The 22,915-nt window shown below is 56.1% G+C and carries 24 protein-coding genes; 12 read left to right on the forward strand and 12 right to left on the reverse strand.

Features of this window, described 5'->3' with window-relative positions; translation table 11 throughout:
- Positions 1-33: 33 nt before the first annotated feature.
- Genes rfaL through rfaD form a run of 4 tightly spaced genes read right to left on the reverse strand, consistent with a single transcriptional unit; the run spans position 34 to position 4,234 of the window.
- The gene (gene rfaL / locus M989_RS01390) at positions 34-1,254 is read right to left on the reverse strand and encodes an O-antigen ligase RfaL (RefSeq protein WP_064541005.1); all 1,221 of its coding nucleotides are present in this window, start codon (positions 1,252-1,254) and stop codon (positions 34-36) included.
- 19 nt (positions 1,255-1,273) lie between these two features.
- A complete protein-coding gene (rfaC, locus tag M989_RS01395) occupies positions 1,274-2,242 on the reverse strand; it encodes a lipopolysaccharide heptosyltransferase RfaC (protein WP_064541008.1) in 969 nt (322 codons plus the stop codon).
- A gap of 3 nt (positions 2,243-2,245) precedes the next feature.
- Positions 2,246-3,292, reverse strand: coding sequence for an ADP-heptose--LPS heptosyltransferase RfaF (rfaF, locus tag M989_RS01400; protein ID WP_064541011.1), 1,047 nt, complete (start codon positions 3,290-3,292; stop codon positions 2,246-2,248).
- 9 nt (positions 3,293-3,301) lie between these two features.
- Positions 3,302-4,234 carry an ADP-glyceromanno-heptose 6-epimerase gene (gene rfaD, locus M989_RS01405; RefSeq protein WP_064541014.1) on the reverse strand — a complete coding sequence of 311 codons (933 nt, stop codon included), beginning with the start codon at positions 4,232-4,234 and terminating at the stop codon, positions 3,302-3,304.
- A gap of 217 nt (positions 4,235-4,451) precedes the next feature.
- Between rfaD and kbl the strand changes: the two genes are divergently transcribed.
- The 3 genes from kbl (at position 4,452) to M989_RS01420 (ending at position 7,878) form a co-directional block, all read left to right on the forward strand.
- Positions 4,452-5,648 carry a glycine C-acetyltransferase gene (kbl, locus tag M989_RS01410; RefSeq protein ID WP_064541017.1) on the forward strand — a complete coding sequence of 399 codons (1,197 nt, stop codon included), beginning with the start codon at positions 4,452-4,454 and terminating at the stop codon, positions 5,646-5,648.
- Positions 5,649-5,657: 9 nt separating this feature from the next.
- Complete coding sequence (gene tdh / locus M989_RS01415) at positions 5,658-6,683, forward strand: L-threonine 3-dehydrogenase (RefSeq protein WP_064541020.1); 1,026 nt, start codon at positions 5,658-5,660, stop codon at positions 6,681-6,683.
- A gap of 157 nt (positions 6,684-6,840) precedes the next feature.
- Positions 6,841-7,878, forward strand: a complete 1,038-nt coding sequence (locus M989_RS01420; protein ID WP_064541024.1) for a glycosyltransferase — start codon at positions 6,841-6,843, stop codon at positions 7,876-7,878.
- On the opposite strand, the gene M989_RS01425 is transcribed toward M989_RS01420, so the two are convergent.
- From M989_RS01425 to gpmM, 3 genes are read right to left on the reverse strand one after another with little or no spacing between them, the layout of a single operon-like run.
- A complete protein-coding gene (locus M989_RS01425; protein ID WP_064541026.1) occupies positions 7,875-8,807 on the reverse strand; it encodes a divergent polysaccharide deacetylase family protein in 933 nt (310 codons plus the stop codon). The genes M989_RS01420 and M989_RS01425 overlap by 4 nt on opposite strands.
- A gap of 3 nt (positions 8,808-8,810) precedes the next feature.
- Positions 8,811-10,082 carry a murein hydrolase activator EnvC gene (gene envC, locus M989_RS01430; RefSeq protein WP_064541029.1) on the reverse strand — a complete coding sequence of 424 codons (1,272 nt, stop codon included), beginning with the start codon at positions 10,080-10,082 and terminating at the stop codon, positions 8,811-8,813.
- Between the two features lie 9 nt (positions 10,083-10,091).
- On the reverse strand, positions 10,092-11,639 hold the full coding sequence (gpmM, locus tag M989_RS01435) for a 2,3-bisphosphoglycerate-independent phosphoglycerate mutase (RefSeq protein ID WP_064541032.1): 1,548 nt from the start codon (positions 11,637-11,639) through the stop codon (positions 10,092-10,094).
- A gap of 248 nt (positions 11,640-11,887) precedes the next feature.
- Here gpmM and M989_RS01440 point away from each other — a divergent pair, with 248 nt between their 5' ends.
- From M989_RS01440 to cysE, 5 genes are all read left to right on the forward strand, one after another.
- A complete protein-coding gene (locus M989_RS01440) occupies positions 11,888-12,319 on the forward strand; it encodes a rhodanese-like domain-containing protein (protein ID WP_064541035.1) in 432 nt (143 codons plus the stop codon).
- Positions 12,320-12,358: 39 nt separating this feature from the next.
- The gene (gene grxC, locus M989_RS01445; protein ID WP_064541038.1) at positions 12,359-12,610 is read left to right on the forward strand and encodes a glutaredoxin 3; all 252 of its coding nucleotides are present in this window, start codon (positions 12,359-12,361) and stop codon (positions 12,608-12,610) included.
- A gap of 79 nt (positions 12,611-12,689) precedes the next feature.
- Positions 12,690-13,157 carry a protein-export chaperone SecB gene (secB, locus tag M989_RS01450; RefSeq protein WP_064541041.1) on the forward strand — a complete coding sequence of 156 codons (468 nt, stop codon included), beginning with the start codon at positions 12,690-12,692 and terminating at the stop codon, positions 13,155-13,157.
- Positions 13,157-14,176, forward strand: coding sequence for an NAD(P)H-dependent glycerol-3-phosphate dehydrogenase (gene gpsA / locus M989_RS01455; RefSeq protein ID WP_064541044.1), 1,020 nt, complete (start codon positions 13,157-13,159; stop codon positions 14,174-14,176). The genes secB and gpsA overlap by 1 nt, the downstream gene beginning before the upstream one ends.
- 77 nt (positions 14,177-14,253) lie before the next feature.
- On the forward strand, positions 14,254-15,075 hold the full coding sequence (cysE, locus tag M989_RS01460; RefSeq protein ID WP_035894708.1) for a serine O-acetyltransferase: 822 nt from the start codon (positions 14,254-14,256) through the stop codon (positions 15,073-15,075).
- A 79-nt stretch (positions 15,076-15,154) separates the two neighbouring features.
- Here the strand turns inward: cysE and trmL are convergent, their stop codons facing one another.
- From trmL to M989_RS01485, 5 genes are all read right to left on the reverse strand, one after another.
- Positions 15,155-15,628: a tRNA (uridine(34)/cytosine(34)/5-carboxymethylaminomethyluridine(34)-2'-O)-methyltransferase TrmL gene (trmL, locus tag M989_RS01465; protein WP_064541047.1), complete on the reverse strand. Its 474-nt coding sequence runs from the start codon at positions 15,626-15,628 to the stop codon at positions 15,155-15,157.
- 117 nt (positions 15,629-15,745) lie between these two features.
- Positions 15,746-16,930, reverse strand: coding sequence for an FMN-dependent L-lactate dehydrogenase LldD (gene lldD / locus M989_RS01470; protein WP_064541050.1), 1,185 nt, complete (start codon positions 16,928-16,930; stop codon positions 15,746-15,748).
- Positions 16,927-17,703: a transcriptional regulator LldR gene (gene lldR, locus M989_RS01475; RefSeq protein WP_064541052.1), complete on the reverse strand. Its 777-nt coding sequence runs from the start codon at positions 17,701-17,703 to the stop codon at positions 16,927-16,929. The genes lldD and lldR overlap by 4 nt, the downstream gene beginning before the upstream one ends.
- Positions 17,700-19,355 (reverse strand): L-lactate permease, encoded by a 1,656-nt coding sequence (lldP, locus tag M989_RS01480; protein WP_064541055.1) that lies wholly within the window; start codon positions 19,353-19,355, stop codon positions 17,700-17,702. The genes lldR and lldP overlap by 4 nt, the downstream gene beginning before the upstream one ends.
- Before the next feature lie 279 nt (positions 19,356-19,634).
- Positions 19,635-19,997, reverse strand: coding sequence for a YibL family ribosome-associated protein (locus M989_RS01485; RefSeq protein ID WP_064541058.1), 363 nt, complete (start codon positions 19,995-19,997; stop codon positions 19,635-19,637).
- Between the two features lie 273 nt (positions 19,998-20,270).
- Between M989_RS01485 and M989_RS01490 the strand changes: the two genes are divergently transcribed.
- From M989_RS01490 to M989_RS01505, 4 genes are all read left to right on the forward strand, one after another.
- Entirely contained in the window at positions 20,271-20,480 is a 210-nt protein-coding gene (locus tag M989_RS01490) for a hypothetical protein (RefSeq protein WP_064541061.1), read from the forward strand.
- 217 nt (positions 20,481-20,697) lie between these two features.
- Entirely contained in the window at positions 20,698-21,066 is a 369-nt protein-coding gene (locus M989_RS01495; protein ID WP_064541065.1) for a DUF3302 domain-containing protein, read from the forward strand.
- Positions 21,067-21,068: 2 nt separating this feature from the next.
- Positions 21,069-22,205: an HlyD family secretion protein gene (locus M989_RS01500; RefSeq protein WP_064541068.1), complete on the forward strand. Its 1,137-nt coding sequence runs from the start codon at positions 21,069-21,071 to the stop codon at positions 22,203-22,205.
- A gap of 74 nt (positions 22,206-22,279) precedes the next feature.
- The gene (locus tag M989_RS01505; protein ID WP_064541071.1) at positions 22,280-22,888 is read left to right on the forward strand and encodes a glutathione S-transferase; all 609 of its coding nucleotides are present in this window, start codon (positions 22,280-22,282) and stop codon (positions 22,886-22,888) included.
- The last annotated feature ends 27 nt before the right edge of the window (positions 22,889-22,915 follow it).

The raw sequence follows: 22,915 nt of genomic DNA on the forward strand, positions 1-22,915 counted from the left end.
AATAAAAAGGCTGCATGATGCAGCCTTTTTTATTTAGTTGGATTGGCTTCGAGCCTTTAATGCTAGCGCGATACCGAGCAACATTGTCAGGTTTTCTATGCTGACGGTTTCAAAGGCTCCACGGACAAAAAGGTTTCCGACCATAATAAGCCCAATCAGCAGCCAGGCATTTTTAATGACACCATCGCTTTGACGATATCCCTTCACAATATCCACAACAAAAGAAATCAAGAGATACCACAGCCCGAATAACCCTAACAGGCCTCCGGCGTACCACATGGACAGCGTCAGGTTGTGCGGCCCAATAGATTTCTTGAATACCCATTGAGGATAGTCCTGTACCCGACTATCGTAGACACGGTAGAAAATATTCTCGCCATAGCCGTATCCCTTAATCGGGTTTTCCATGATCAGATCGACCGCGGATCCTTGAGTACCTCCGCCATAGCGGCCAGAGCTCGAAGTCTGCTGCATTTTATGGAATAGCAGCTTCAGTGCGCTGTGGTCTTTCATAAATCCTAATGTGAGTACCGCTCCCAGCGCGACGGCGGCAAACAGCGGCAGTTTCCACTCCCGTTTACAGATACACCAAATCACAGATGCGACCAGGATCGACAGCCAGGTACCGCGCTGCAGCGTGCCGGCAATCATAAAGGCCATCACGCAGGCGATAACGAAAAATGCGATACGCGCTTTGGGTGTTTTGTTATCCCACAGCAGCAGAAATGCGGGCGTCATAAAGATTAAGATATCTGACTTGTATTTATGACTAAAATTGGTGAACGGCATAATCCCCTGCTGATACTCACGGTAGTATTGCCAACCATCGACAATGGCTAACGGTAAAATACCGGCGGTCAGGGAGTAAATCAGCGTCTTACTGATATCTTCTTTTTTTTCATTATGTAATAAAATAGGGATAACCAAAGTCGTTAACAACAGCTTTTCAAGAATCGTGTTGGCGAACTTGCCGAAGCTATAAGACGGGTCAATGGAGATGGCCACAGCATAAAGACAAACAACAACAAAAACCAGCAGTGAATAGGTCAGGTTATTTTTAAAAATATGTAACAGCGCACTTCTTTTTTTTGCCACATAATAGAGTGCGGTTATCAGCATGAGTCCGCCCACAATATGCTTATAACGCGTAATATTATCGAAGAAAAACATGATAATAAACAGTGACACTAATCCACGGTTCCAAATGGATTGCCAGCAATATTCCCTTTGCTTCAAAGAGTTGGATAAAGTCATCAAGATACCTTAGTTAAAACTACAAGGATTTAATCTTCCGCAGCTCGCTAACCACAGCGAGTGCATCAAGTGTTGCTAAATCTTTTGATTCTGAACAGCACGCCACCTGGTTCCTTCCATATCCACCAATCAACCCTGGATCTGTCGGCCCATATAGCGTGATATTTGGGCGATCCAGCGCCGCGGTTAAGTGGCTCAATCCGGTATCCACTGAAACAACGAACTCTGCCCCTGCCAGCACGTGTGCCACTTTCTCCAGGCTCAGGCGCGGCAGTACTTTCACGTAATCAAATCCCTCAGCCAGACGCTTCGCGCGGGCTTCTTCATGCGGGGCGCCCCAGGGGAGCTTGATCTGCAGCCCGCTCTCTTTTAACTGAGCAATCAGTTCGCGCCAGTGGCTCTCTGGCCAGTGCTTATCGTCGCGCGTGGTGGCATGCAGGAAGACACAGTAGGGGGCTGCAGCAGGCGTATGTTCGCTCAGAAAATGTTGGGCAATGGCGTAGTCGCCCTGCGTATCGGGCTTGGTGTAACCGAGACTTTTGGCAAACAGCTCGCGGGTGCGCTCTACGGCGTGTTGCTGCTTAGGAATATGGTGGCGACGGTTGTAGAACAGGCTGGCCAGCGGTTCGCGGGCGCTACTCCAGTCCATGCCATGCTTGACGCCATGTGCCAGCCGGGTGACCAACGCGGCACTTTTTACCAGCCCTTGGGCATCAACGATCGCATCATATTTCACCGCCTGAACGGCATCGCGAAAGGCTTTACGCTCAGCTTTGATAGGAGCGGAGAACCACGCTTTGCGCCAGCGGCGGATGGCCACCGGAATCACGCGGTCTACCGCTTCATGCCATGAAGGAATTTGTGCGAAACTCTCTTCCACGACCCAGTCAAAGCGAATATCGGGGATGGCACGCATCGCATCGGTTAATGCCGGCAGCGTGTGCAGGACGTCGCCCATTGAAGAGGTTTTGACGATCAACACTCGCATGCGTCAGGCTTCCTCGCTCGACAGCAGCGCGTTGAGCTCTTCCAGGACGCGCGCCGGGGTGATATCGATCAGACTCTGATGGTAGCCCTGTGCGGAGTCGCCTTTACGTACCTTGTGGTAGCCGGTAATCAATCGAATCACGCGTGCTTTGTTTGACAGCGGCGGCGTGAAGTCCGGGCTGCTTGGCCCGTAGAGTGCTACCAGCGGGCGATTTAGCGCGGCAGCCACGTGCATCAGGCCGGAATCGTTGGTGACGATCGCCTTACAGGCGGCAATCAGCACCACCGCCTGCTCCAGCTGGGTTTCCCCGGCCAGGTTGCGGCACCAGCCTTTTTGCTCGTCGCTGAGGGCGGCGATAATTTCATTGCCTGCCTCGTTGTCCTTTGCAGAACCGAAAAGAACAATCTGGTTACCCTGGTCGATCAGTTGTTTCGCGAGTGTGGCGTAGTGGTAGTGTGGCCAGCGTTTTGCCGGACCAAACTCCGCACCTGGGCAAAAGCCGATCATCGGGCGGTCGCTGGAGAGTGAAAACGCGTTACAGGCCAGCGATTTCTCGCCTTCGTTCACCTGCAACTGCGGCCACAGCAGCGGCTGCGGCAGGTCTTTTGCACAGCGCATCACGCCTTTATCGTAGGCCAGCGCCACGTAGCGTTCGACCATCAGTGGCCAGGCCGCTTTATCCAGCACTCGCGCATCATTCAGCAGACCGTAACGCATCTCGCCGCGCCACCCGGTACGCAGTGGGATACCCGCAAAGAAGGGCACCAACGCGGATTTAAAGGAATTAGGCAGGACATAAGCGCGGTCATAGCGCCGCTCGCGCAGGCTATGACCGAGTTTGCGCCGTTCGCCAATTTCCAGCGCGCCATGCCCGAGCGGCATGGCAATCGCTTCATTGACTTCCGGCATCCGCGATAACAGCGGACGGCACCATGCAGGTGCCATCACGTCGATTATCGCCTGGGGATAGCGCGCCTTGAGCGTGCGATAGAGACTTTGCGACATCATCATGTCGCCCACCCATGACGGGCCGATCACCAGTATTTTCATGCTGACTTCTTACGCGTCGCGGTTCAACCAGGCCATGTATTCCGTTACGCCTTCGGCGACGGTCTTGAACGGCTTATCGTAGCCGGCAGCGCGCAGATTGGTCAGATCGGCCTGCGTGAATGCCTGGTAGCGGCCTTTCAGCTTGTCCGGGAACGGGATGTATTCAATGCTGCCTTTTTTGTGGAACGCCAGGGTGGCGTCAGCCACGGCCTGGAAGGATTCCGCGCGGCCGGTGCCGAGGTTAAAGATGCCGGATTTGCCATTTTCCCAGAACCACAGGTTTACCGCCGCCACGTCGCCGACATAAACGAAGTCACGCTTGAAGCCATCGCTGCCTTCAAACAGTTTCGGGCTTTCGCCGTTGTTCAACTGGGTGTTCAGGTGGAAGGCAACGCTCGCCATGCTGCCTTTGTGACCTTCGCGAGGGCCGTAGACGTTAAAGTAGCGGAAGCCAACAATCGGCGAGTTCGCTTCCGGCATGATGCGGCGTACGTACTCGTCGAACAGGAATTTAGAGTAACCGTATACGTTCAGAGGTTTTTCAAACTCGCGGGACTCGATAAAGTCGCTGGTGCGGCCGCCGTAGGTCGCTGCGGAAGAGGCGTACAGGAACGGAATCTCACGCTCAAGGCAGTAGTGCAGCAGCTCTTTGGAGTACTGATAGTTGTTATCCATCACATACTTACCGTCCCACTCGGTAGTGGAGGAGCAAGCGCCTTCGTGGAACACGGCTTCAATGTCGCCAAATTCTTCACCGGCCATAATCTGGATCAGAAAATCTTCTTTATCCATGTAGTCGGTGATGTCCAGGTCAACCAGGTTTACGAACTTGGTGCCGTCTTTCAGGTTGTCGACGACCAGAATATCGGTAATGCCTTTGTCATTCAGCGCTTTCACGATGTTGCTGCCAATGAAGCCAGCGCCGCCGGTAACGATAATCATAACTGTAACCTTTGATATTGGTGGGCCAGGGCGTATCCCGGGCACGAATGCTTCTAATCATACCATCACATTAGCCCGCCTTCAGCCTTTCACCGTTCGGCTGGATGTGGGACGCGTGATTTATGCTGCAAATAATTCATTCAGACATGCATCATCTCGTATCAGCGTATAGCTTTGGGTAATATGTGCCAAATTTTACCGAATCTGGAGAGTTGCAATGCGTGGTGATTTTTACAAACAGTTAACTCAGGACCTCGACACCGCTCGTGCGGAAGGGTTGTTTAAAGAAGAACGTATCATCACCTCCGCCCAGCAAGCGGATATCACCGTGGGCGACGGCAGCCACGTCATTAACTTCTGCGCCAACAACTACCTTGGCCTGGCCAACCACCCTGAGCTGATCAATGCCGCCAAAGCCGGTATGGACAGCCATGGTTTCGGCATGGCGTCGGTGCGTTTCATCTGCGGTACCCAGGACAGCCACAAAGCGCTGGAGCAGAAGCTGGCAAGCTTCCTCGGTATGGAAGACGCCATTCTGTATTCCTCCTGTTTTGATGCCAACGGCGGCCTGTTTGAAACGCTGCTGGGCGCAGAAGACGCCATTATCTCCGACGCCCTGAACCATGCCTCGATCATCGACGGCGTGCGCCTGTGTAAAGCGAAGCGTTTCCGCTATGCCAACAACGACATGGTTGAGCTGGAAGAGCGCCTGAAGGAAGCGCGTGCAGCCGGCGCACGTCACGTGCTGATTGCCACCGACGGCGTGTTCTCAATGGACGGTGTGATTGCCAATCTGAAAGGCGTCTGCGACCTGGCGGACAAATACGATGCGCTGGTGATGGTTGATGATTCCCACGCGGTCGGCTTCGTTGGCGAAAATGGCCGTGGTTCCCATGAATATTGTGATGTGATGGGCCGTGTCGACATCATCACCGGCACGCTGGGCAAAGCGCTGGGCGGCGCGTCCGGCGGCTATACCGCGGCGCGTAAGGAAGTCGTGGAGTGGCTGCGCCAGCGTTCACGTCCGTATCTGTTTTCTAACTCCCTGGCGCCGGCTATCGTTGCAGCCTCTATTAAAGTGCTGGAGATGGTTGAATCCGGCGCTGAGCTGCGCGACCAGCTATGGGCTAACGCCCGTCTGTTCCGCGAAAAAATGACCGCCGCGGGCTTTACGCTTGCGGGCGCGGACCACGCCATTATCCCGGTGATGCTGGGTGATGCCGTGGTGGCGCAGAATTTCGCGCGTGAGCTGCAAAAAGAAGGGATTTACGTCACCGGATTCTTCTTCCCGGTGGTACCAAAAGGCCAGGCGCGTATCCGCACTCAGATGTCAGCGGCGCATACGACGGCACAAATTGAACGTGCGGTGGAAGCCTTTACCCGCATCGGTAAACAACTGGGCGTGATTGCCTGAGGGTGTCAGATGAAAGCGTTATCTAAACTGAAAGCGGAAGAAGGGATCTGGATGACCGACGTTCCGGAACCGGAACTCGGCCACAACGATCTGCTGATTAAAATTCGCAAAACCGCGATTTGCGGCACCGACGTGCATATCTACAACTGGGATGAATGGTCGCAGAAGACGATCCCGGTACCGATGGTTGTGGGGCATGAATACGTGGGCGAAGTGGTCGGTATCGGCCAGGAAGTGCGCGGTTTTAAGGTCGGCGACCGCGTCTCCGGTGAAGGTCACATCACCTGTGGCCACTGCCGTAACTGCCGCGCCGGTCGTACGCACCTGTGCCGCAATACCATCGGTGTGGGCGTAAACCGCCCGGGCTGTTTTGCGGAATATCTGGTGATCCCGGCGTTTAACGCCTTCAAAATCCCGGACAATATCTCTGACGATCTGGCCTCTATCTTTGACCCGTTTGGCAACGCGGTGCACACGGCGCTCTCCTTCGACCTGGTGGGCGAAGATGTGCTGGTCTCCGGCGCGGGCCCGATTGGCGTGATGGCGGCCGCGGTTGCTAAGCACGTTGGCGCGCGTAACGTGGTGATTACTGACGTGAACGAATACCGCCTGGAGCTAGCGCGCAAGATGGGCGTGACCCGCGCGGTCAACGTCGCCAAAGAAAACCTCAACGACGTAATGGCAGAACTGGGCATGACTGAAGGTTTTGATGTGGGCCTGGAGATGTCCGGCGCGCCGCCGGCGTTCCGCTCCATGCTGGACACCATGAACCACGGCGGGCGCATTGCTATGCTGGGTATTCCGCCGTCCGATATGTCCATCGACTGGACCAAGGTTATCTTTAAAGGGCTGTTTATTAAAGGTATCTACGGTCGTGAAATGTTCGAAACCTGGTACAAGATGGCGGCGCTTATCCAGTCTGGCCTCGATCTGTCGCCGATCATCACCCACCGCTTCGGCATCGATGATTTCCAGAAAGGCTTTGACGCGATGCGTTCCGGCCAATCCGGTAAAGTGGTACTGAGCTGGGATTAATCGTCTTCGTCTTAGTTGTCCCCGGGTATTTATTAGCGTTAAATACCCGGGGATTTTTTTGCCCGCTCGGATAACAGGCAGCAACAACTTTCGCTGACCTTGTACGGCTATCTATGTTAAAAATTGCCGTTAATTACACTGTTTGGCAGGATTTTATATGACCTACACCCCCGGTCTCCTGAGCGTCATCATGCCGCTTTACAACACGGGTGAGCCGTTCATCGCCTGTATGGATTCGCTGATTGCGCAAACCTGGAAGAATATCGAGATCATCATTGTGAACGATGGTTCGACGGATAATTCAGCCGATCTGGCGCAATCTTACGTGGACCGCTTCCCGCACGTTCATCTGTTACACCAGCGTAATGCGGGCGTCTCGGCGGCGCGTAATACCGGAATGGAAGTGGCAAAAGGGGAGTACATCGCTTATGTCGACGGTGACGATATCGCCTACCCGCAGATGTACGAAACGCTGATGACCATGGCGCTGAAGGACAACCTGGACGTCGCGCAGTGTAACGCCGACTGGTGTATCGCCGAGACGGGTAAGACCTGGGCCTCTATTCCGCCAGAACGTATTCGTTCTACCGAGGTGATGACCGGGCCGGACTGGCTGCGCAAAGGGCTGGCGAGCCGCCGCTGGCGTCACGTAGTATGGATGGGCGTCTATCGCCACCAGACTATCCGCGACGCGGGGCTGAGCTTTATTCCCGGCCTGCACCACCAGGATATTATCTGGTCGACCGAATTTATGTTTAACGCCAAACGCGCGCGTTACACTGAAGTACCGCTGTATAAATATTTCCTGCATGGCGCATCCGTTAGCCGCCTGCCGCGCACCGGCCTCAAGAACCTCGCCTACCAGCGCCATTACATCAAAATTACCCGCCTGCTCGACAAGATGAACCACGACTATGCCGGGCGGATTCCGATTTATCCGGAGTTTAAACAGCAGGTTATTTACGAAGCGTTGCGCGTCTGCCACTGCATTCGTAAAGAGCCAGACCAGAAGATTCGCGAGCGGATGATTGCCGAAGCGGAAGTCTCCGGCATGTTCAAACGGATGGTGAGTAACATTTGCAGCGTGAAGCTGGCGTATCAGGTGATGCTGTGGGCCATTCGTTTTAACAAGTGGCGCGATAAATCACTCACGCCGCGACGTCTGGCCCATCTCACGCTGGATCTGAAAGACTAACTGTTCTGCCACCCCTGCCACTGCAGCTGCATATACTGCACCAGCGTGCTGTGGGTGATGCTCTCGCTTAACACGTTGAAGAATCGGCTGGCATAGACCGGCTCCAGCGGTTTCTTCGGCTTGCAGAGCTTCACGCCGCGGAACGGATTGCGCGGCTCCGTCGGTTGAAGGGAAGGCGGCATGCCACGATTCGGGGTTGAGGTGTCAACCTGCGGCTCGTTGAGCAGGCTGCTCGGGCGCACCAGCGTAATATCTGACGGCAGGTTGTAGACCATTTGCTGCAATACGCGCACGGTCGTCGGATGTGGGTGCCCAATAGCGATTGCCGAACCGTTGCGGCGCGCGAGGTCGACTGCGCGGTTAAACTGGCGACGAATATCCGCTTCGTTCTGGGTATCATCAAGGAACACCCGGCGCTTAATGACCTTCACTCCGGTACCGTTGGCGGCCCGCATGGCCTGGCTATTGCCGATGGTCATGCTGTCGAGGAAGTAGAGATTGTAGCGGCTGAGGGTCTGCATCACTTTCTGCATGCCAAACAGGCTGGAGGTCATCGCGCTGCCCATGTGGTTGTTCAGGCCTACGGCATACGGCACTTTATCGACCGCTTCGCGAATAATCCGCTCGATCTCATCGCTGCTCATGTCCGGGCGTAGGGTATCTTTTTCCAGCGGCTGCTTGCTGAGCGGCGCCATTGGCAGGTGAATCAGCACTTCGTGCCCGGCGTTATGGGCTTTGGTGGCCATTTCACGCGCATGAGGGGCGTTAGGGAGAACCGCAACGGAAATGGTGGACGGCATCGCCAGCACCTGATTTTCCTGCTGTGGACGATAACCGAAGTCATCGATAACGATAGAGAGCTTACCGGCATAGCCCGGCGCGGCGAATACCAGCGCACCGAGAAGTACGACTCGACGAAATTGAAGCAAAACTTATCTTCCCAACCACGGCAGTGGATTGACCGCCTGACCCTGGCGGCGAATTTCGAAATAAAGCGACGGTCGACCCTGACCCCCGCTGTTGCCCACCAGAGCGATCGGCTGCCCGGCGCGGACCTGTGTGCCAACGCTGACCAGCGCACTCTGGTTATACCCGTAGAGGCTCATATCGCCTTTACCGTGCTCGACTACCACGACAAGGCCATAGCCCTGTAGCCAGTCGGCAAGGATGACGCGACCATCGGCAATGGCTTTGACTTCGGTGCCTTCCGATGCGCTGATGACCATCCCCTTCCAACGTAGCTCACCTTGTAGCTGTTCGCCATAGCGATGCAGCGTAGTCCCGCGAACCGGCCAGTAGGCCTGACCGCGAGGAGCCCCCAGGCCGCCGGTGCGCGCCATGAGTGAACGTTCACTTTCCGAAGGTTTGTAGGTAGTGCCTTTGCGGGTGGCCTCTTGCTGACGGTTACGTACCGCCTCGGCCTCTTTGGCTTCGCGCTCGGCGCGGGCTTTTGCCGCGGCTTCGGCACGCGCAATGCTATTGCGCAGGCGGGATTCGTTCGCCCGTAGCTCGCCAAGCTGTTGCTGGCCCTGCTGAATGGAGGACTCCAGCCCGGAAATCGTTTTCTGGCGCTCGTTACGCGCCGCTTCGAGTTTGGCCTGTTGGGCCTTCTGCTCGTACAGCAGCGTTTGCTGTTCGCTCTGCTTCTCTTCCAGCTCGGTTTTTTGCGCCGCCACGTCTTCGCGGGTTTGCTTGAGCTCGGCGATGGTTTCCTGCCGCGCCTGGTTCAGGTAACCAAAATAGGCCTGAAGGCGCTGGCCGCGTTGGCTCTCTTCACCGCTAAGAATCAGCTGAATACCGGTATGTTCGCCCTGACGGAACGCGGCATCAAGCTGCGCGGCGAGGTTGCGCTCCTGCATCGCGCGCTGTTTTTCCAGCTTCGCAATGTTGGCATTCATTTCGGCGATTTGCGCATTGAGCTGCGCCAGCGAGTTTTGCGTTTCACGCAGCTGACGCGCGGCGGCGGCGATAGCCTGTTCCTGCGCTTTAAGCTGAGCGAGAAGGGTGGTGCGTTGCTGTTGCTGTTGGCGAACCGCGCGCTCTTTGGCGGCAATATCGGCCTGAATCGACTGGAGCTGGGAGCGGTCGTCCGCGTGGGCGGGCGTGGCGCACAGCAATACGCCAGCGCTAAGCGCGCTGGCGTAAAACGTGGACCGAAGCGCTGCCTCGGCCCATTTAATGGAATGGATCGCCTTTCCCCTCATGGGGAAGGATTATTCCACGATGAACAGCGGCTTACCAGTCATCTGTTGCGGGATTTCCATCCCCATCAGCGCCAGCATGGTCGGTGCGATGTCGGAGAGCTTGCCGCCTTCCACCGCTTTGACGGTTTTGTCGCCAACGTAAATCAGCGGAACCGGCAGGCTGGTGTGGGCCGTGTGCGCCTGGCCGGTAGCCGGGTCACGCATCTGCTCGGCGTTGCCGTGGTCCGCGGTAACCAGCAGTTGGCCGCCCACTTTCTCGACCGCATGAGTGACTTCATCCAGACAGTGATCCAGCGCTTCAACGGCCTTCACTGCGGCTTCCATCACGCCGGTATGGCCAACCATATCGCCGTTCGGGTAGTTACAGATGATGGTGTCGTACTTGCCGCTTTCGATGGCGGCAACCAGCTTCTCGGTCAGCTCGGCGGAGCTCATTTCCGGCTGCAGGTCGTAGGTCGCGACTTTCGGGGAGTTGATCAGGATGCGATCTTCGCCTTTGAACGGCTCTTCAACGCCGCCGTTGAAGAAGAAGGTCACGTGCGCGTATTTCTCGGTTTCGGAGATGCGCAGCTGGGTTTTCTCATGCTTCGCCATCCACTCGCCAAAGGTATTTTCCAGAGACGCTGGTGGGTAGGCGCACGGTGCTTTGATGTCTGCCGCATATTCGGTCAGCATGATGAAATCGCCCAGCTTCACTTCTTTGCGGCGCTTGAAGCCGTCGAAGTCAGCGTTAACGAATGCGCGGGTGATTTCACGCGCGCGGTCAGCACGGAAGTTCATGAAGACCAGCGCGTCGCCGTCTTCCATTGCCGCATCGGCCTGGCCGGCTGCACGGATAACGGTGGCTTTCACGAATTCGTCGTTTTCATCGCGAGCGTAGGCAGCTTCCAGCGCGGCAACCGCGGTGTCAGCCTGGAATTCGCCTTTGGCTTCAACCAGCAGGTTGTAAGCTTGTTCAACGCGATCCCAACGGTTGTCACGGTCCATTGCATAGTAACGGCCAATGATGGAGGCTACGCGGCCTTTGCCCAGCGCGGCAAATTTCTCTTCAAATTTCTGCAGGGAACCGTTGGCGCTACGCGGCGGGGTGTCGCGACCGTCGAGGAACGCGTGCAGGTAGATTTTTTCTGCGCCACGTTCAGCGGCCAGTTCTACCATCGCCATGATGTGATCTTCATGGCTGTGAACGCCACCGGCGGACAGCAGACCCATGATGTGTACCGCTTTACCCGCAGCCACCGCTTTGTCTACCGCACCGCACAGCACCGGGTTAGCGAAGAACTGACGATCTTTAATTTCTACGTCAAGACGGGTCAGATCCTGATAGACGATACGACCCGCGCCCAGGTTAACGTGACCGACTTCGGAGTTACCCATCTGACCGTCCGGGAGACCCACTTCCAGGCCAGAGGCGTGGATCAGGGTATGCGGACGTTTTGCCCACAGCGCGTCCATTACCGGCGTTTTAGCGCTGTAGATAGCGTTATCCTGATGCTCTTCACGGTAGCCGTAGCCATCCAGAATCACCAGTACCATAGGTTTTTTAGAAACCGACATTGCGACAACCTCATGCTCTAAAGACAGAAAATTTGCGTAATTTTACTACAGCTGAATCGATAAAATAACAATGAGAGATCAAAGAAAGCGGGGAGATGCACGAGGAAAAACGCACATTTTCCTCCTTTTTTCCGTAGCACTCCGCAGAAAACGCATTACATCGCGCGCGCTGGCTGTATTTGCGCCACGCCGCAGGTATACTCCTTCCCTGGTTTTTAAACATTACACGTCGGGAGCTGTTACCCCCCATGCAAGAAATTATGCAATTTGTAGGTCGTCACCCTGTCCTGAGCATCGCGTGGATCGCGCTGCTGGCGGCCGTGCTGTTCACCACTTTTAAAGGGCTGATGTCTAAAGTTAAGGTCATCAACCGCGGCGAAGCGACGCGCCTGATCAACAAAGAAGACGCGATTGTCGTTGACCTGCGCCAGCGCGATGATTTCCGTAAAGGCCACATTGCCGGTTCGCTGAACCTGCTGCCGAACGAAATCAAAGCTAACAACGTCGGCGAACTGGAAAAACACAAAGACAAACCGGTGATTGTGACCGACGGCACGGGTATGCAGGCGACGGATTCCGCCACCGCGCTGCTGAAAGCCGGTTTTGAAAAAGTATTCGTACTGAAAGAAGGTATTGCTGGCTGGAGCGGTGAAAACCTGCCTCTGGTTCGCGGCAAATAATTCCCTGCTCGTTCATCGGGTGAAGTCAGGAGAGCTGTCATGGCGAAGATTGAAATCTATACCAAAGCAACATGCCCTTATTGCCATCGTGCAAAAGCGCTGCTGTCTGAAAAAGGCGTCGCCTTTGAGGAACTGCCTATCGACGGTAACGCTGAGAAGCGCGAAGAGATGATTCAGCGCAGCGGCCGCACGACGGTTCCGCAGATTTTTATTGATGCACAGCACATTGGCGGCTGCGACGACTTGTATGCGCTTGATGCGCGTGGTGGACTTGATCCCCTGCTGCGCTAATGCTTCGCGTTCACGCCTGCAGAGGCAGGCGTGAAGCGTACCGCTTTTTTTAAGGACAACACGAAAGGGTTTTTTACACATGTCAGAACAAAACAACGCAGAAATGGCTTTCCAGATTCAGCGCATCTATACCAAAGACGTTTCCTTTGAAGCGCCGAATGCACCGCATGTTTTCCAGAAAGATTGGCAGCCAGAGGTTAAACTTGATCTTGATACCGCTTCCAACCAGCTGGCTGAAGGTGTGTATGAAGTGGTGCTGCGCGTCACCGTAACGGCGACGCTGGGCGAAGAGACCGCATTCCTGTGTGAAACTCAGCAGGCGGGTATCTTCTCCATCGAAGGTATCGAAGGGACTCAGATGGCTCATTGCCTGGGTGCATACTGCCCGAACATCCTGTTCCCGTATGCGCGTGAATGCATCACCAGCCTGGTTTCCCGTGGGACTTTCCCACAGCTGAACCTTGCGCCGGTTAACTTTGATGCGCTGTTCATGAACTATCTGCAGCAGCAGGCTGGCGAAGGTGCAGAACAACATCAGGATGCCTGATGAACGCACTTAATGCTTCAATGACTGTGATCGGTGCCGGCTCTTACGGCACCGCTCTTGCCATCACCGTGGCAAGAAACGGCCACCAGGTCGTACTCTGGGGCCACGATCCCAAACATGTCGCGACGCTACAGCACGATCGCTGCAACGCGGCATTCCTTCCCGACGTTCCGTTCCCGGATTCGCTCCACCTGGAAAGCGACTTAGCGACCGCGCTGGCCGCCAGCCGCGATATTCTGGTGGTGGTGCCAAGTCACGTGTTCGGCGACGTACTGCGACAGATGAAACCGCTGCTGCGTCCCGATGCGCGCCTTTTATGGGCGACGAAAGGGCTGGAGGCTGAAACCGGCCGCCTGCTGCAGGATGTGGCGCGCGAAGCGCTGGGTGATGAGATCCCGCTGGCGGTGATTTCTGGCCCAACGTTTGCCAAAGAGCTGGCGGCTGGTTTGCCGACGGCGATTTCGCTGGCGGCGACGGACCCGGTCTTTGCCGACGATTTGCAGCAGCTGTTGCACTGCGGCAAAAGCTTCCGCGTCTACAGCAACCCGGATTTCATCGGCGTCCAGCTGGGCGGTGCGGTGAAAAACGTGATTGCGATTGGCGCGGGCATCTCCGACGGCATTGGCTTTGGTGCCAACGCGCGTACGGCGCTGATCACCCGTGGCCTGACCGAAATGTCGCGCCTGGGCGTGGCGCTGGGCGCTGATCCGGTGACCTTTATGGGCATGGCGGGGCTCGGTGATTTAGTGCTGACCTGTACCGACAACCAGTCGCGCAACCGTCGTTTCGGCATGGCGCTGGGCAAAGGGGCGCAGGTTCAGGAAGCGCAGGACAGTATTGGCCAGGTGGTCGAAGGTTACCGTAATACCAAAGAAGTCCGCGAGTTGGCGCACCGTGTAGGTGTCGAAATGCCAATAACCGAGGAAATTTATCAGGTATTATATTGCGGAAAAAACGCGCGCGAGGCAGCATTGACCTTATTAGGTCGTGCACGCAAGGATGAGCATAGCGGCAATTAATCGCAGGAAACCTTTGTCATCCCGACGATCCGGCAAGCGCAGACTTGCCGATCGTTCCAATATGTCTGGAGTAAGCAATGTCGTGTGAAGAACTGGAAATTGTCTGGAACAATATTAAAGCGGAAGCCAGGGCTCTGGCGGACTGTGAGCCTATGCTCGCCAGTTTTTATCATGCGACCTTACTCAAACACGAAAACCTCGGCAGTGCTTTAAGCTACATGCTTGCCAACAAGCTGGCTTCTCCGATTATGCCTGCTATCGCGATTCGCGAAGTGGTGGAAGAGGCCTACGCCGCCGACCCGGAAATGATCGCCTCCGCCGCCTGCGATATTCAGGCCGTGCGTACGCGTGACCCGGCGGTCGACAAATATTCAACCCCGCTGCTGTACCTGAAGGGCTTCCACGCTCTACAGGCTTATCGTATTGGCCACTGGCTGTGGGGGCAGGGGCGTCGCGCATTGGCGATTTTCCTGCAAAATCAGGTATCCGTATCTTTCCAGGTGGATATTCACCCGGCGGCCAAAATTGGCCGCGGCATCATGCTCGACCACGCGACCGGAATCGTGGTGGGGGAAACGGCGGTGATTGAAAACGACGTCTCTATCCTGCAGTCCGTCACGCTCGGCGGTACCGGGAAAACCAGCGGTGACCGTCACCCGAAAATTCGCGAAGGCGTGATGATTGGCGCTGGAGCGAAGATCCTCGGCAATATTGAAGTGGGGCGCGGCGCGAAGATCGGCGCGGGCTCAGTGGTCCTGCAGCCGGTTCCGCCGCACACTACTGCCGCAGGTGTCCCGGCGCGTATCGTCGGCAAGCCGGAGTCGGATAAACCGGCGATGGATATGGACCAGCACTTCAACGGTATTAACCACGGCTTTGAATACGGCGACGGGATTTAGGGCCTTGCCCGGTGGCGCTGCGCTTACCGGGCCTACCAAACCGTAGGCCGGATAAGGCGTAGCCGCCATCCGGCAAATATCAGCTACGCAATACGGCGCCCGGGTACCCCAGCTGGCGCCACGCCTCATACACCACCACCGACACCGCGTTCGACAGGTTCATGCTGCGGCTGTCCGGCATCATTGGAATACGAATTTTTTGCTCCGGCGGCAGGGCGTCCAGAATGGTCGCGGGCAGCCCGCGCGTTTCCGGGCCAAACATCAGATAGTCACCGTCCTGATAGCTCACCGCGCTATGTGCGGGCGTCCCTTTGGTGGTCAGGGCAAACAGGCGCTGCGGGTTTTCGCTCTCAACAAAGGCGGCGTAATTGGCATGGCGCGTGACGGCGGTGAACTCGTGGTAGTCCAGTCCGGCGCGGCGCAGGCGTTTATCGTCCCAGGCAAAGCCCATCGGTTCGATGATATGCAGACGGAAGCCGGTGTTGGCGCACAGACGGATGATGTTCCCGGTATTGGGCGGGATTTCAGGTTCGAATAAAACGATGTTAAGCATGCTGCCCCCTTGGATTGCGGGGGGCAGGATAGCAGAATTTGCGGAAACCCTCACCCGAACAGCGTACGGCGTTTCGTACGGGGAGAGGGGTCGGGTGAGGGGAAAAACTGCACGGACTTACGCCGCGCTCCCCTGCTTAACTACCTGAAACGCCTGCGTCACTTCCGCACTTTGCACCAGAGAATCACGGCTAATCTCTTTAATCGACTTCGCCCCGGTCAGCGTCATCGCCACCTTCATCTCTTTCTCAACCAGATTCAGCAGATTAGCCACGCCCGCCTGGCCGTGCGTGGCGAGCGCATACAGATACGCGCGGCCTAACAGTACGCTGTCTGCCCCCAGTGCAATCATTCGCACCACGTCGAGGCCGTTACGGATACCGCTATCGGCCAGGATCGTGATATCACCTTTCACCGCGTCGGCAATCGCCGGCAGCGCGCGGGCGGAGGATAGCACGCCGTCGAGCTGGCGGCCGCCGTGGTTGGAGACGACGATCCCGTCAGCACCGAAGCGTACCGCATCGCGGGCATCTTCCGGGTCGAGGATCCCTTTGATCACCATCGGGCCATCCCAGAATTCGCGGATCCACTCCAGGTCTTTCCACGAGATGGACGGATCGAAGTTATTCGCCAGCCAGCCGATGTAATCTTCCAGCCCGGTGGGTTTGCCGAGATAGGTCGAGATATTGCCCAGGTCGTGCGGACGCCCGTTGAGGCCAACGTCCCAGGACCATTGCGGATGAGTCACCGCCTGCCAGTAGCGGCGCAGGGCGGCGTTGGGGCCGCTCATGCCGGAGTGGGCATCGCGGTAGCGCGCGCCTGGGGTTGGCATATCGACGGTAAAGACCAGCGTTGAACAGCCTGCCGCTTTGGCGCGCTCCAGCGCGTTGCGCATAAAGCCGCGATCGCGCAGCACGTACAGCTGGAACCACATCGGGCGCTTGATGGTCGGGGCGACCTCTTCAATCGGGCAGACCGAGACGGTGGAGAGGGTAAACGGGATGCCTTTGGCATCTGCGGCGGCGGCGGCCTGCACTTCGCCGCGACGGGCGTACATGCCGCATAGACCAACCGGCGCCAGCGCGACCGGCATAGAAAGCTGCTCTTTAAACAGCGTGGTTTCCAGGCTCAGGTCGGACATATTTTTCAGCACACGCTGGCGCAGCGCGACGTCGGAGAGATCTTCCACATTGCGGCGCAGGGTGTGTTCCGCATACGCGCCACCGTCAATATAGTGGAACAGGAACGGTGGCAGAATGCGCTGGGCGGCGGCGCGATAGTCACTCGCAGCGGAAATAATCATGCTTTTTTCTCCCTGGAAATATCAGTGTGGTCGTCGGGCAGGCGGGTGATCCGCGCCTGGCGAGCCAGGTCTTCATCAAAACGTTTAATGGTGGTGTGGACGAAACCGAGGTGCGCCATCATCGCCTGACGCGCGCCTTCGGCATCACCGGCGGTAATGGCATTGAGAATGGCCAGATGCTGCTCGGTCAGCTTCGCAAACACCGGCGGCACCAGATACATACGTTCGCGGCTTTGGATCACCGACGATTGCAACAGGTCAAAAAAACCGCGCATGGTTTGCAGCAACACCACGTTGTGGGATGCCTCGGCAATGGCGAGATGGAAGCGAACGTCGGCCTGAGAGGCGAGGTCCGGGTCGTCGCTCTGGGTGGCTTCAAAGCAAAGGCGGATTTTTTCTTTATCGGCATCGGTCGCGCGCATCGCGGCATACCAGGCGGTGCTGGCTTCAATGGCGTGGCGCGCTTCGAGGATATCAAAGCTGTAGTCCGGATCGTCGGCCAGCAGCGTTTTCAGCGGCTGCACAATATTCTGCTCAGACCAACCTTCATGCTGCCAGCGCACGAAGGTGCCGCCGCCGCGACGGCTGAGCAGCAATCCTTCGCTCACCAGCTTCGCCAGCGCTTCGCGCAGCGAGTTGCGCGAGACGCCAAGCTGGGCTGCCAGCTTTCTTTCGGCGGGCAAACGCATGCCCGCCTCCAGCTGTTGTTCTTCAATCAATGCCCGCACGCGGCAGGCGACATCGTCTGACAGACGTTTGGGCAGTGTTATCACGGAATCATCCAGGTTAAGACGTAAGCCTGCAGCGTAGTGATGACGCCCACCATGCAGGTGAAGATCAGGCTGTGTTTCACGGTAAAGCGGAACAGGTCGGACTCTTTGCCTACCAGGCCAACCGCCGCACAGGCAATGGCGATGGACTGCGGCGAAATCATCTTGCCGGTCACGCCACCGGTGGTGTTAGCCGCAACCAGCAGCACGTCCGACACGCCAATCTGCTGTGCTGCAGTAGCCTGAAGCGCGGCGAACAGCGCGTTGGAGGAGGTGTCTGAACCGGTCAGGAACACGCCGAGCCAACCGAGGAACGGCGAGAAGAAAGTAAAGGCGTGGCCGGTATGCGCCAGCGCCAGTGCCAGCGTTGATGACAGGCCGGAGTAGTTCGAGATAAAGGCGAACGCCAGCACCATGCCGATGGAGTAAATTGGTAATGCCAGCTCTTTCAGCGTGGCGCCGAAGGTGCTGATGGCGTCTTTTGGCTTCATGCGCAGCCAGACGATAGAGAGCAGGGCGGCAAAGAGGATCGCGGTGCCGGTTGCCGACAACCAGTCGAACTTATAGACCGCCGCGTAGGCCGTGGCCTGACTCACTACCGGCGGCATACGGGCAACCAGCTTGTCGAGATACGGAACCGAAACGTTAATCACCAGATCGTACAGCGCGCCGCCCGGGGCGAACAGCGCCTTAAACGGTGGAATACTCCACAGGGTGACGGTGGCGGTCAGGAACAGGAACGGTGACCAGGCGCGAACGATCTGCCCGGCAGTGTAGCCGGTACGCGCCAGGTTCATATCAACCTGGGACGCGCCCATATCGGCAAAGCGGAAAATACGTACCGGCTGCCAGCGCTTGAGGAACAGCGTCAGACACACCAGCGACACCAGTGAGGAGATGATGTCCGGTAGCTCAGGGCCCAGGAAGTTAGAGCTCAGGTACTGGGCGATAGCAAACGAACCGCCAGCCACCATGACTGCGGGCCAGGTCTCCTTGATACCGCGCCAGCCGTCCATAATCGCCATGATCCAGAACAGCACGATAATGGTCAGGAACGGCAGCTGACGGCCAACCATCTGGCCGATTTCAAAGCTATCCAGCCCGGTCACCTGCCCGGCCACCAGAATCGGAATCCCCATTGCGCCAAACGCCACGGGGGCGGTATTGACGATCAGGCACAGACCCGCGGCGTAGAGAGGGTTAAAGCCCAGACCCACCAGCAGCGCGGCGGTAATCGCTACCGGTGCGCCAAAGCCAGCGGCCCCTTCGAGAAAGGCGCCGAAGGAGAAGCCGACAATCAGCATCTGTAAACGTTGGTCCGGGGTAATGGAAAGAATCGACGAGCGAATAATGTCGAATTGCCCGGTCCTCACCGAAATTTTGTAGACAAAAACGGCGGCGATAATAATCCAGGCTATAGGCCACAGACCGTAGAAGAAGCCGTACACCACCGACGCCAGCGCGCGGTCGACCGGCATTTTGTAGAACAGCAACGCGACGGCAAGGGCGATGAATACCGTCCAACTTGCCGCGACGTAGCCCTTCAACTTGAGCTTAATCAGCGCGAAGAAGAAGAACAGGATAGGGAGTGAGGCAATCAGGCTTGAAAGCCAGATACTCCCGGCCGGATCGTAGTTTTGTTGCCAGAGGCTCATGCAGGTCTCCAGGGGGCCACACGTACCGGTCGGCGGTGAGTCTGTGCTCATCTCTGCGTCACAGTTTGTGTAAAATTGGCCCTGCCAATAGGGTGGTGTAGGGATAATGACAATGAATGGTTAATCAAATGTTGCTGTGTGGCAATGTGTTTGTGACGTAAAATGATGGAATTGTGAATTACCAGAGCTTTGGTTGTGAAATTGGTTGGGCCAATTTGAGGGGGAGGGAGAAGATAAGCAAAACCTTCTCCCGGGCGGGAGAAGGTTCAAGGCGGGGAATCAGAACTCGCTCTTTGCGAATCCGGTCATCACCTGCAGGCCCATTTCACGGCCAAGCGCCGTCATTGGGTGAACCACCACCAGGCCGCGGACGCTTTTCTTCAGCTTACCCATGTCGGCCTGTTCTTTTTTGGTGATTGGACGGCTGAAGCCCATTTTGGCCAGCTTCTGCGCCTCTTTGCTCAGCTTCTGCGTATGCACTTCACGCAGGCGAGCGATTTCGGTTTCGAGCTTGGTTTTTTCTTCTTCCAGCTCGGCATATTTTTCTGCGCTCTCGACCAGAGACAGACCTGCCTGCTGGTGGCGGATGGCGTCGAGCAGATCGCTCAGACGTTTGATTTCATTTTTCTCGATTTCTTTCATCTTGCTGATATCTGATAACAAAATAGACGTAATAGCGCTTAGTATGCGCGTTGTCGCTCATTTCTGGTAGTTAATTATACAAAATAAGGGAGTTTCTTCGGACGATTATAAGTAGCTAATTAATGTAACGTTATGAATAGTATTGTTATTTCATAAAATAGTTAAGTTGATCGCTTTTTTGAAAAAGAGTGGCGAAGAACCGCACATTTTCCTCAACCCTTCGCGCCAGGATTATCCATGCTTAGAGAAAGGTCTTAACGAGGGAGAGCGACGATGAGCAAAATGGGAGAGAACGTACCGCAAATCATTGATAAGGCGGTAGATTTTATGGCCTCCAGCCAGGCGTTTATGGAGTATCTGCAAAAGCGACCGTATTCAGACCGGGTTCCTGCCGATATTCCCGAGGATAAAGCCGAGATGTTCCGGGTGCGATTAGCCCATTATCGTAACCTTTATCGCCCGGTGGATACGCCGAAAAAGTAACATAAAAATCGGCGTATTGACGCCAATTTAACGACTTCCCCTGCTGGTGATACATTGTGTACAACCAGCGCTTTTTGTTGCCTGTCTCTCCTGGTAAAAATTCCCCGCCGCAGGATGGCGAAAACGGCCATTGCGCATTATTTTCATATTATCAGCCATAAGCGTCTCGGCTGCCTGCAATTAAAAAAAACCAACTAAGCGTGAATCTGGGGCAGATATGTTTCTAAACTATTTTGCGTTGGGCGTGCTGATCTTTGTTTTCCTGGTCCTGTTTTACGGGATCATCATGATTCATGATATTCCCTATACCATTGCGAAAAAACGTCATCATCCCCACGCCGATGCTATTCATACTGCCGGCTGGGTCAGTCTGTTTACGCTGCATGTTATCTGGCCGTTTTTATGGATCTGGGCCACCCTCTACCAGCCCGAACGCGGCTGGGGCATGCAGTCACATATAAAATCTTCAGAACCCGCGCCAGCAGCGGATGACACGCTCGTACAGCTTTCTCGCCGGGTCGCTGAGCTGGAGCAAAAACTGGCGGAAATATCCCCCTCAGTCGACGCGACAACGCCGGAGCAATAATCATGGATCTGTTGATTGTATTAACTTACGTGGCGCTTGCGTGGGCGGTATTTAAAATCTTCCGTATTCCCGTTAACCAATGGACGTTAGCCACCGCCGCGCTGGGCGGTATATTTTTGGTTAGCGGGCTTATTTTATTAATGAACTATAACCACCCGTATACCTATACCGCGCAAAAGGCGGTGATCTCAATTCCGATTACGCCGCAGGTCACCGGCGTGGTCAGTGAAGTTACGGATAAAAATAACCAACTGATTAAAAAGGGTGAGGTGCTGTTTAAGATTGACCCGACGCGTTATCAGGCGCGAGTCGACCGACTACAGGCCGATCTGGTGACAGCCACACATAGCGTCCAGACGCTGAAAGCTCAACTGTCCGAAGCGCAGGCCAATACCACCCGCGTTTCCGCCGAGCGGGATCGGTTGTATAAGGATTACCAACGCTATCTGAAAGGCAGTCAGGCGCGGGTAAACCCCTTCTCGGAAAGCGATATCGATAATGCCCGGCAGAACTATCTGGCGCAGGATGCGATGGTTAAAGGGTCGATTGCCGAGCAGTCGCAGATTCAGAGCCAGTTAGACAGCATGGTCAACGGCGAACAGTCGCAGATTGTCAGCCTGCGCGCACAGCTGTCGGAGGCCAAATATAACCTCGACCAGACCATCGTCCGCGCGCCAAGCGACGGATACGCCACTCAGGTGCTCATTCGTCCTGGCACCTATGCTGCCGCGCTGCCGCTGCGTCCGGTCATGGTGTTTATCCCTGAACAGAAACGGCAGATTGTTGCTCAATTCCGTCAGAACTCGCTGCTGCGCCTGGAGGCGGGTGATGATGCGGAAGTGGTGTTTAACGCGCTGCCGGGGCAGGTGTTCCACGGCAAGCTGGCGAGCATTTTACCCGTGGTGCCCGGCGGCTCATATCAGGCGCAGGGCGCGCTACAGTCGCTGAGTGTAGTACCGGGAACCGACGGCGTGATGGCGCTGATTGACCTGGACCCGAACGCTGATGTGGATTCCTTGCCCGACGGTATTTATGCCCAGGTGGCGGTCTATTCCGACCATTTCGCTCACGTGTCGGTGATGCGTAAAGTGCTGCTGCGGATGACCAGCTGGATGCATTATCTCTATCTGGATCACTAGGATGACAAAATCCAGAAGGCGAATGCCGCTGCCTGAGCCATACTGATAGTTTTGTTGGCGTAAAGGAGATGAGAATGAAACTGGTCGGCAGCTACACGAGCCCATTTGTCCGCAAGATATCGGTCCTGTTACTGGAAAAGGGGATCGCCTTCGACTTTATCAACGAGCAGCCTTATAGCGCCGACACCGGCGTAGCGCAGTACACGCCGCTGGGGAAAGTACCGGCGCTGGTCACCGATGACGGCGAATGCTGGTACGACTCGCCGATTATCGCGCAGTACATTGAGCTGCTGGGCGTTGCGCCGCAGATGGTGCCGTCCGACCCGCAGCAGGCGTTGAGAATCCGTCAGCTGGAAGCGCTGGCCGACGGCATTATGGACGCCGGGCTGGCTTCGGTGCGTGAACAGGCGCGTCCGGCGGCGCAGCAGTCGGAAGAGGAAGTACTGCGTCAGCGTGAAAAAATCAGCCGTAGCCTCGACGTGCTGGAAGGCTACCTCAACGACGGTACGCTGAAGACGGATGAACTCAACCTGGCGACTATCGCCATCGCCTGTGCTATCGGCTACCTCAACTTCCGCCGCATTGCGCCGGGCTGGTGTGTCGACCGTCCGCAGCTGGTGAAACTGGCCGAAACGTTGTTCCTGCGCGAAAGTTTTGCCCGTACCGAACCGCCAAAGGCTTGATTGAACGCTATAACGCAGCGGCGCAGT

Source organism: Kluyvera georgiana ATCC 51603 (genome assembly GCF_001654985.1).
Taxonomy (GTDB): domain Bacteria; phylum Pseudomonadota; class Gammaproteobacteria; order Enterobacterales; family Enterobacteriaceae; genus Kluyvera; species Kluyvera georgiana.

What these genes read in the sequence shown, in the direction of transcription:
- gpmM (WP_064541032.1), bottom strand. Translation starts at nt 11,639, where the DNA reads ATGTCGGTTTCTAAAAAACCTATGGTACTGGTGATTCTGGATGGCTAC.
- grxC (WP_064541038.1), top strand. Translation starts at nt 12,359, where the DNA reads ATGGCGAAGATTGAAATCTATACCAAAGCAACATGCCCTTATTGCCAT.
- rfaD (WP_064541014.1), bottom strand. Translation starts at nt 4,234, where the DNA reads ATGATTATCGTTACCGGCGGCGCTGGCTTCATTGGCAGCAACATCGTG.
- cysE (WP_035894708.1), top strand. Translation starts at nt 14,254, where the DNA reads ATGTCGTGTGAAGAACTGGAAATTGTCTGGAACAATATTAAAGCGGAA.
- rfaL (WP_064541005.1), bottom strand. Translation starts at nt 1,254, where the DNA reads ATGACTTTATCCAACTCTTTGAAGCAAAGGGAATATTGCTGGCAATCC.
- envC (WP_064541029.1), bottom strand. Translation starts at nt 10,082, where the DNA reads ATGAGGGGAAAGGCGATCCATTCCATTAAATGGGCCGAGGCAGCGCTT.
- secB (WP_064541041.1), top strand. Translation starts at nt 12,690, where the DNA reads ATGTCAGAACAAAACAACGCAGAAATGGCTTTCCAGATTCAGCGCATC.
- rfaC (WP_064541008.1), bottom strand. Translation starts at nt 2,242, where the DNA reads ATGCGAGTGTTGATCGTCAAAACCTCTTCAATGGGCGACGTCCTGCAC.
- kbl (WP_064541017.1), top strand. Translation starts at nt 4,452, where the DNA reads ATGCGTGGTGATTTTTACAAACAGTTAACTCAGGACCTCGACACCGCT.
- gpsA (WP_064541044.1), top strand. Translation starts at nt 13,157, where the DNA reads ATGAACGCACTTAATGCTTCAATGACTGTGATCGGTGCCGGCTCTTAC.
- M989_RS01490 (WP_064541061.1), top strand. Translation starts at nt 20,271, where the DNA reads ATGAGCAAAATGGGAGAGAACGTACCGCAAATCATTGATAAGGCGGTA.
- M989_RS01420 (WP_064541024.1), top strand. Translation starts at nt 6,841, where the DNA reads ATGACCTACACCCCCGGTCTCCTGAGCGTCATCATGCCGCTTTACAAC.
- M989_RS01505 (WP_064541071.1), top strand. Translation starts at nt 22,280, where the DNA reads ATGAAACTGGTCGGCAGCTACACGAGCCCATTTGTCCGCAAGATATCG.
- M989_RS01500 (WP_064541068.1), top strand. Translation starts at nt 21,069, where the DNA reads ATGGATCTGTTGATTGTATTAACTTACGTGGCGCTTGCGTGGGCGGTA.
- lldD (WP_064541050.1), bottom strand. Translation starts at nt 16,930, where the DNA reads ATGATTATTTCCGCTGCGAGTGACTATCGCGCCGCCGCCCAGCGCATT.
- trmL (WP_064541047.1), bottom strand. Translation starts at nt 15,628, where the DNA reads ATGCTTAACATCGTTTTATTCGAACCTGAAATCCCGCCCAATACCGGG.
- rfaF (WP_064541011.1), bottom strand. Translation starts at nt 3,292, where the DNA reads ATGAAAATACTGGTGATCGGCCCGTCATGGGTGGGCGACATGATGATG.
- lldP (WP_064541055.1), bottom strand. Translation starts at nt 19,355, where the DNA reads ATGAGCCTCTGGCAACAAAACTACGATCCGGCCGGGAGTATCTGGCTT.
- M989_RS01485 (WP_064541058.1), bottom strand. Translation starts at nt 19,997, where the DNA reads ATGAAAGAAATCGAGAAAAATGAAATCAAACGTCTGAGCGATCTGCTC.
- tdh (WP_064541020.1), top strand. Translation starts at nt 5,658, where the DNA reads ATGAAAGCGTTATCTAAACTGAAAGCGGAAGAAGGGATCTGGATGACC.
- M989_RS01440 (WP_064541035.1), top strand. Translation starts at nt 11,888, where the DNA reads ATGCAAGAAATTATGCAATTTGTAGGTCGTCACCCTGTCCTGAGCATC.
- M989_RS01495 (WP_064541065.1), top strand. Translation starts at nt 20,698, where the DNA reads ATGTTTCTAAACTATTTTGCGTTGGGCGTGCTGATCTTTGTTTTCCTG.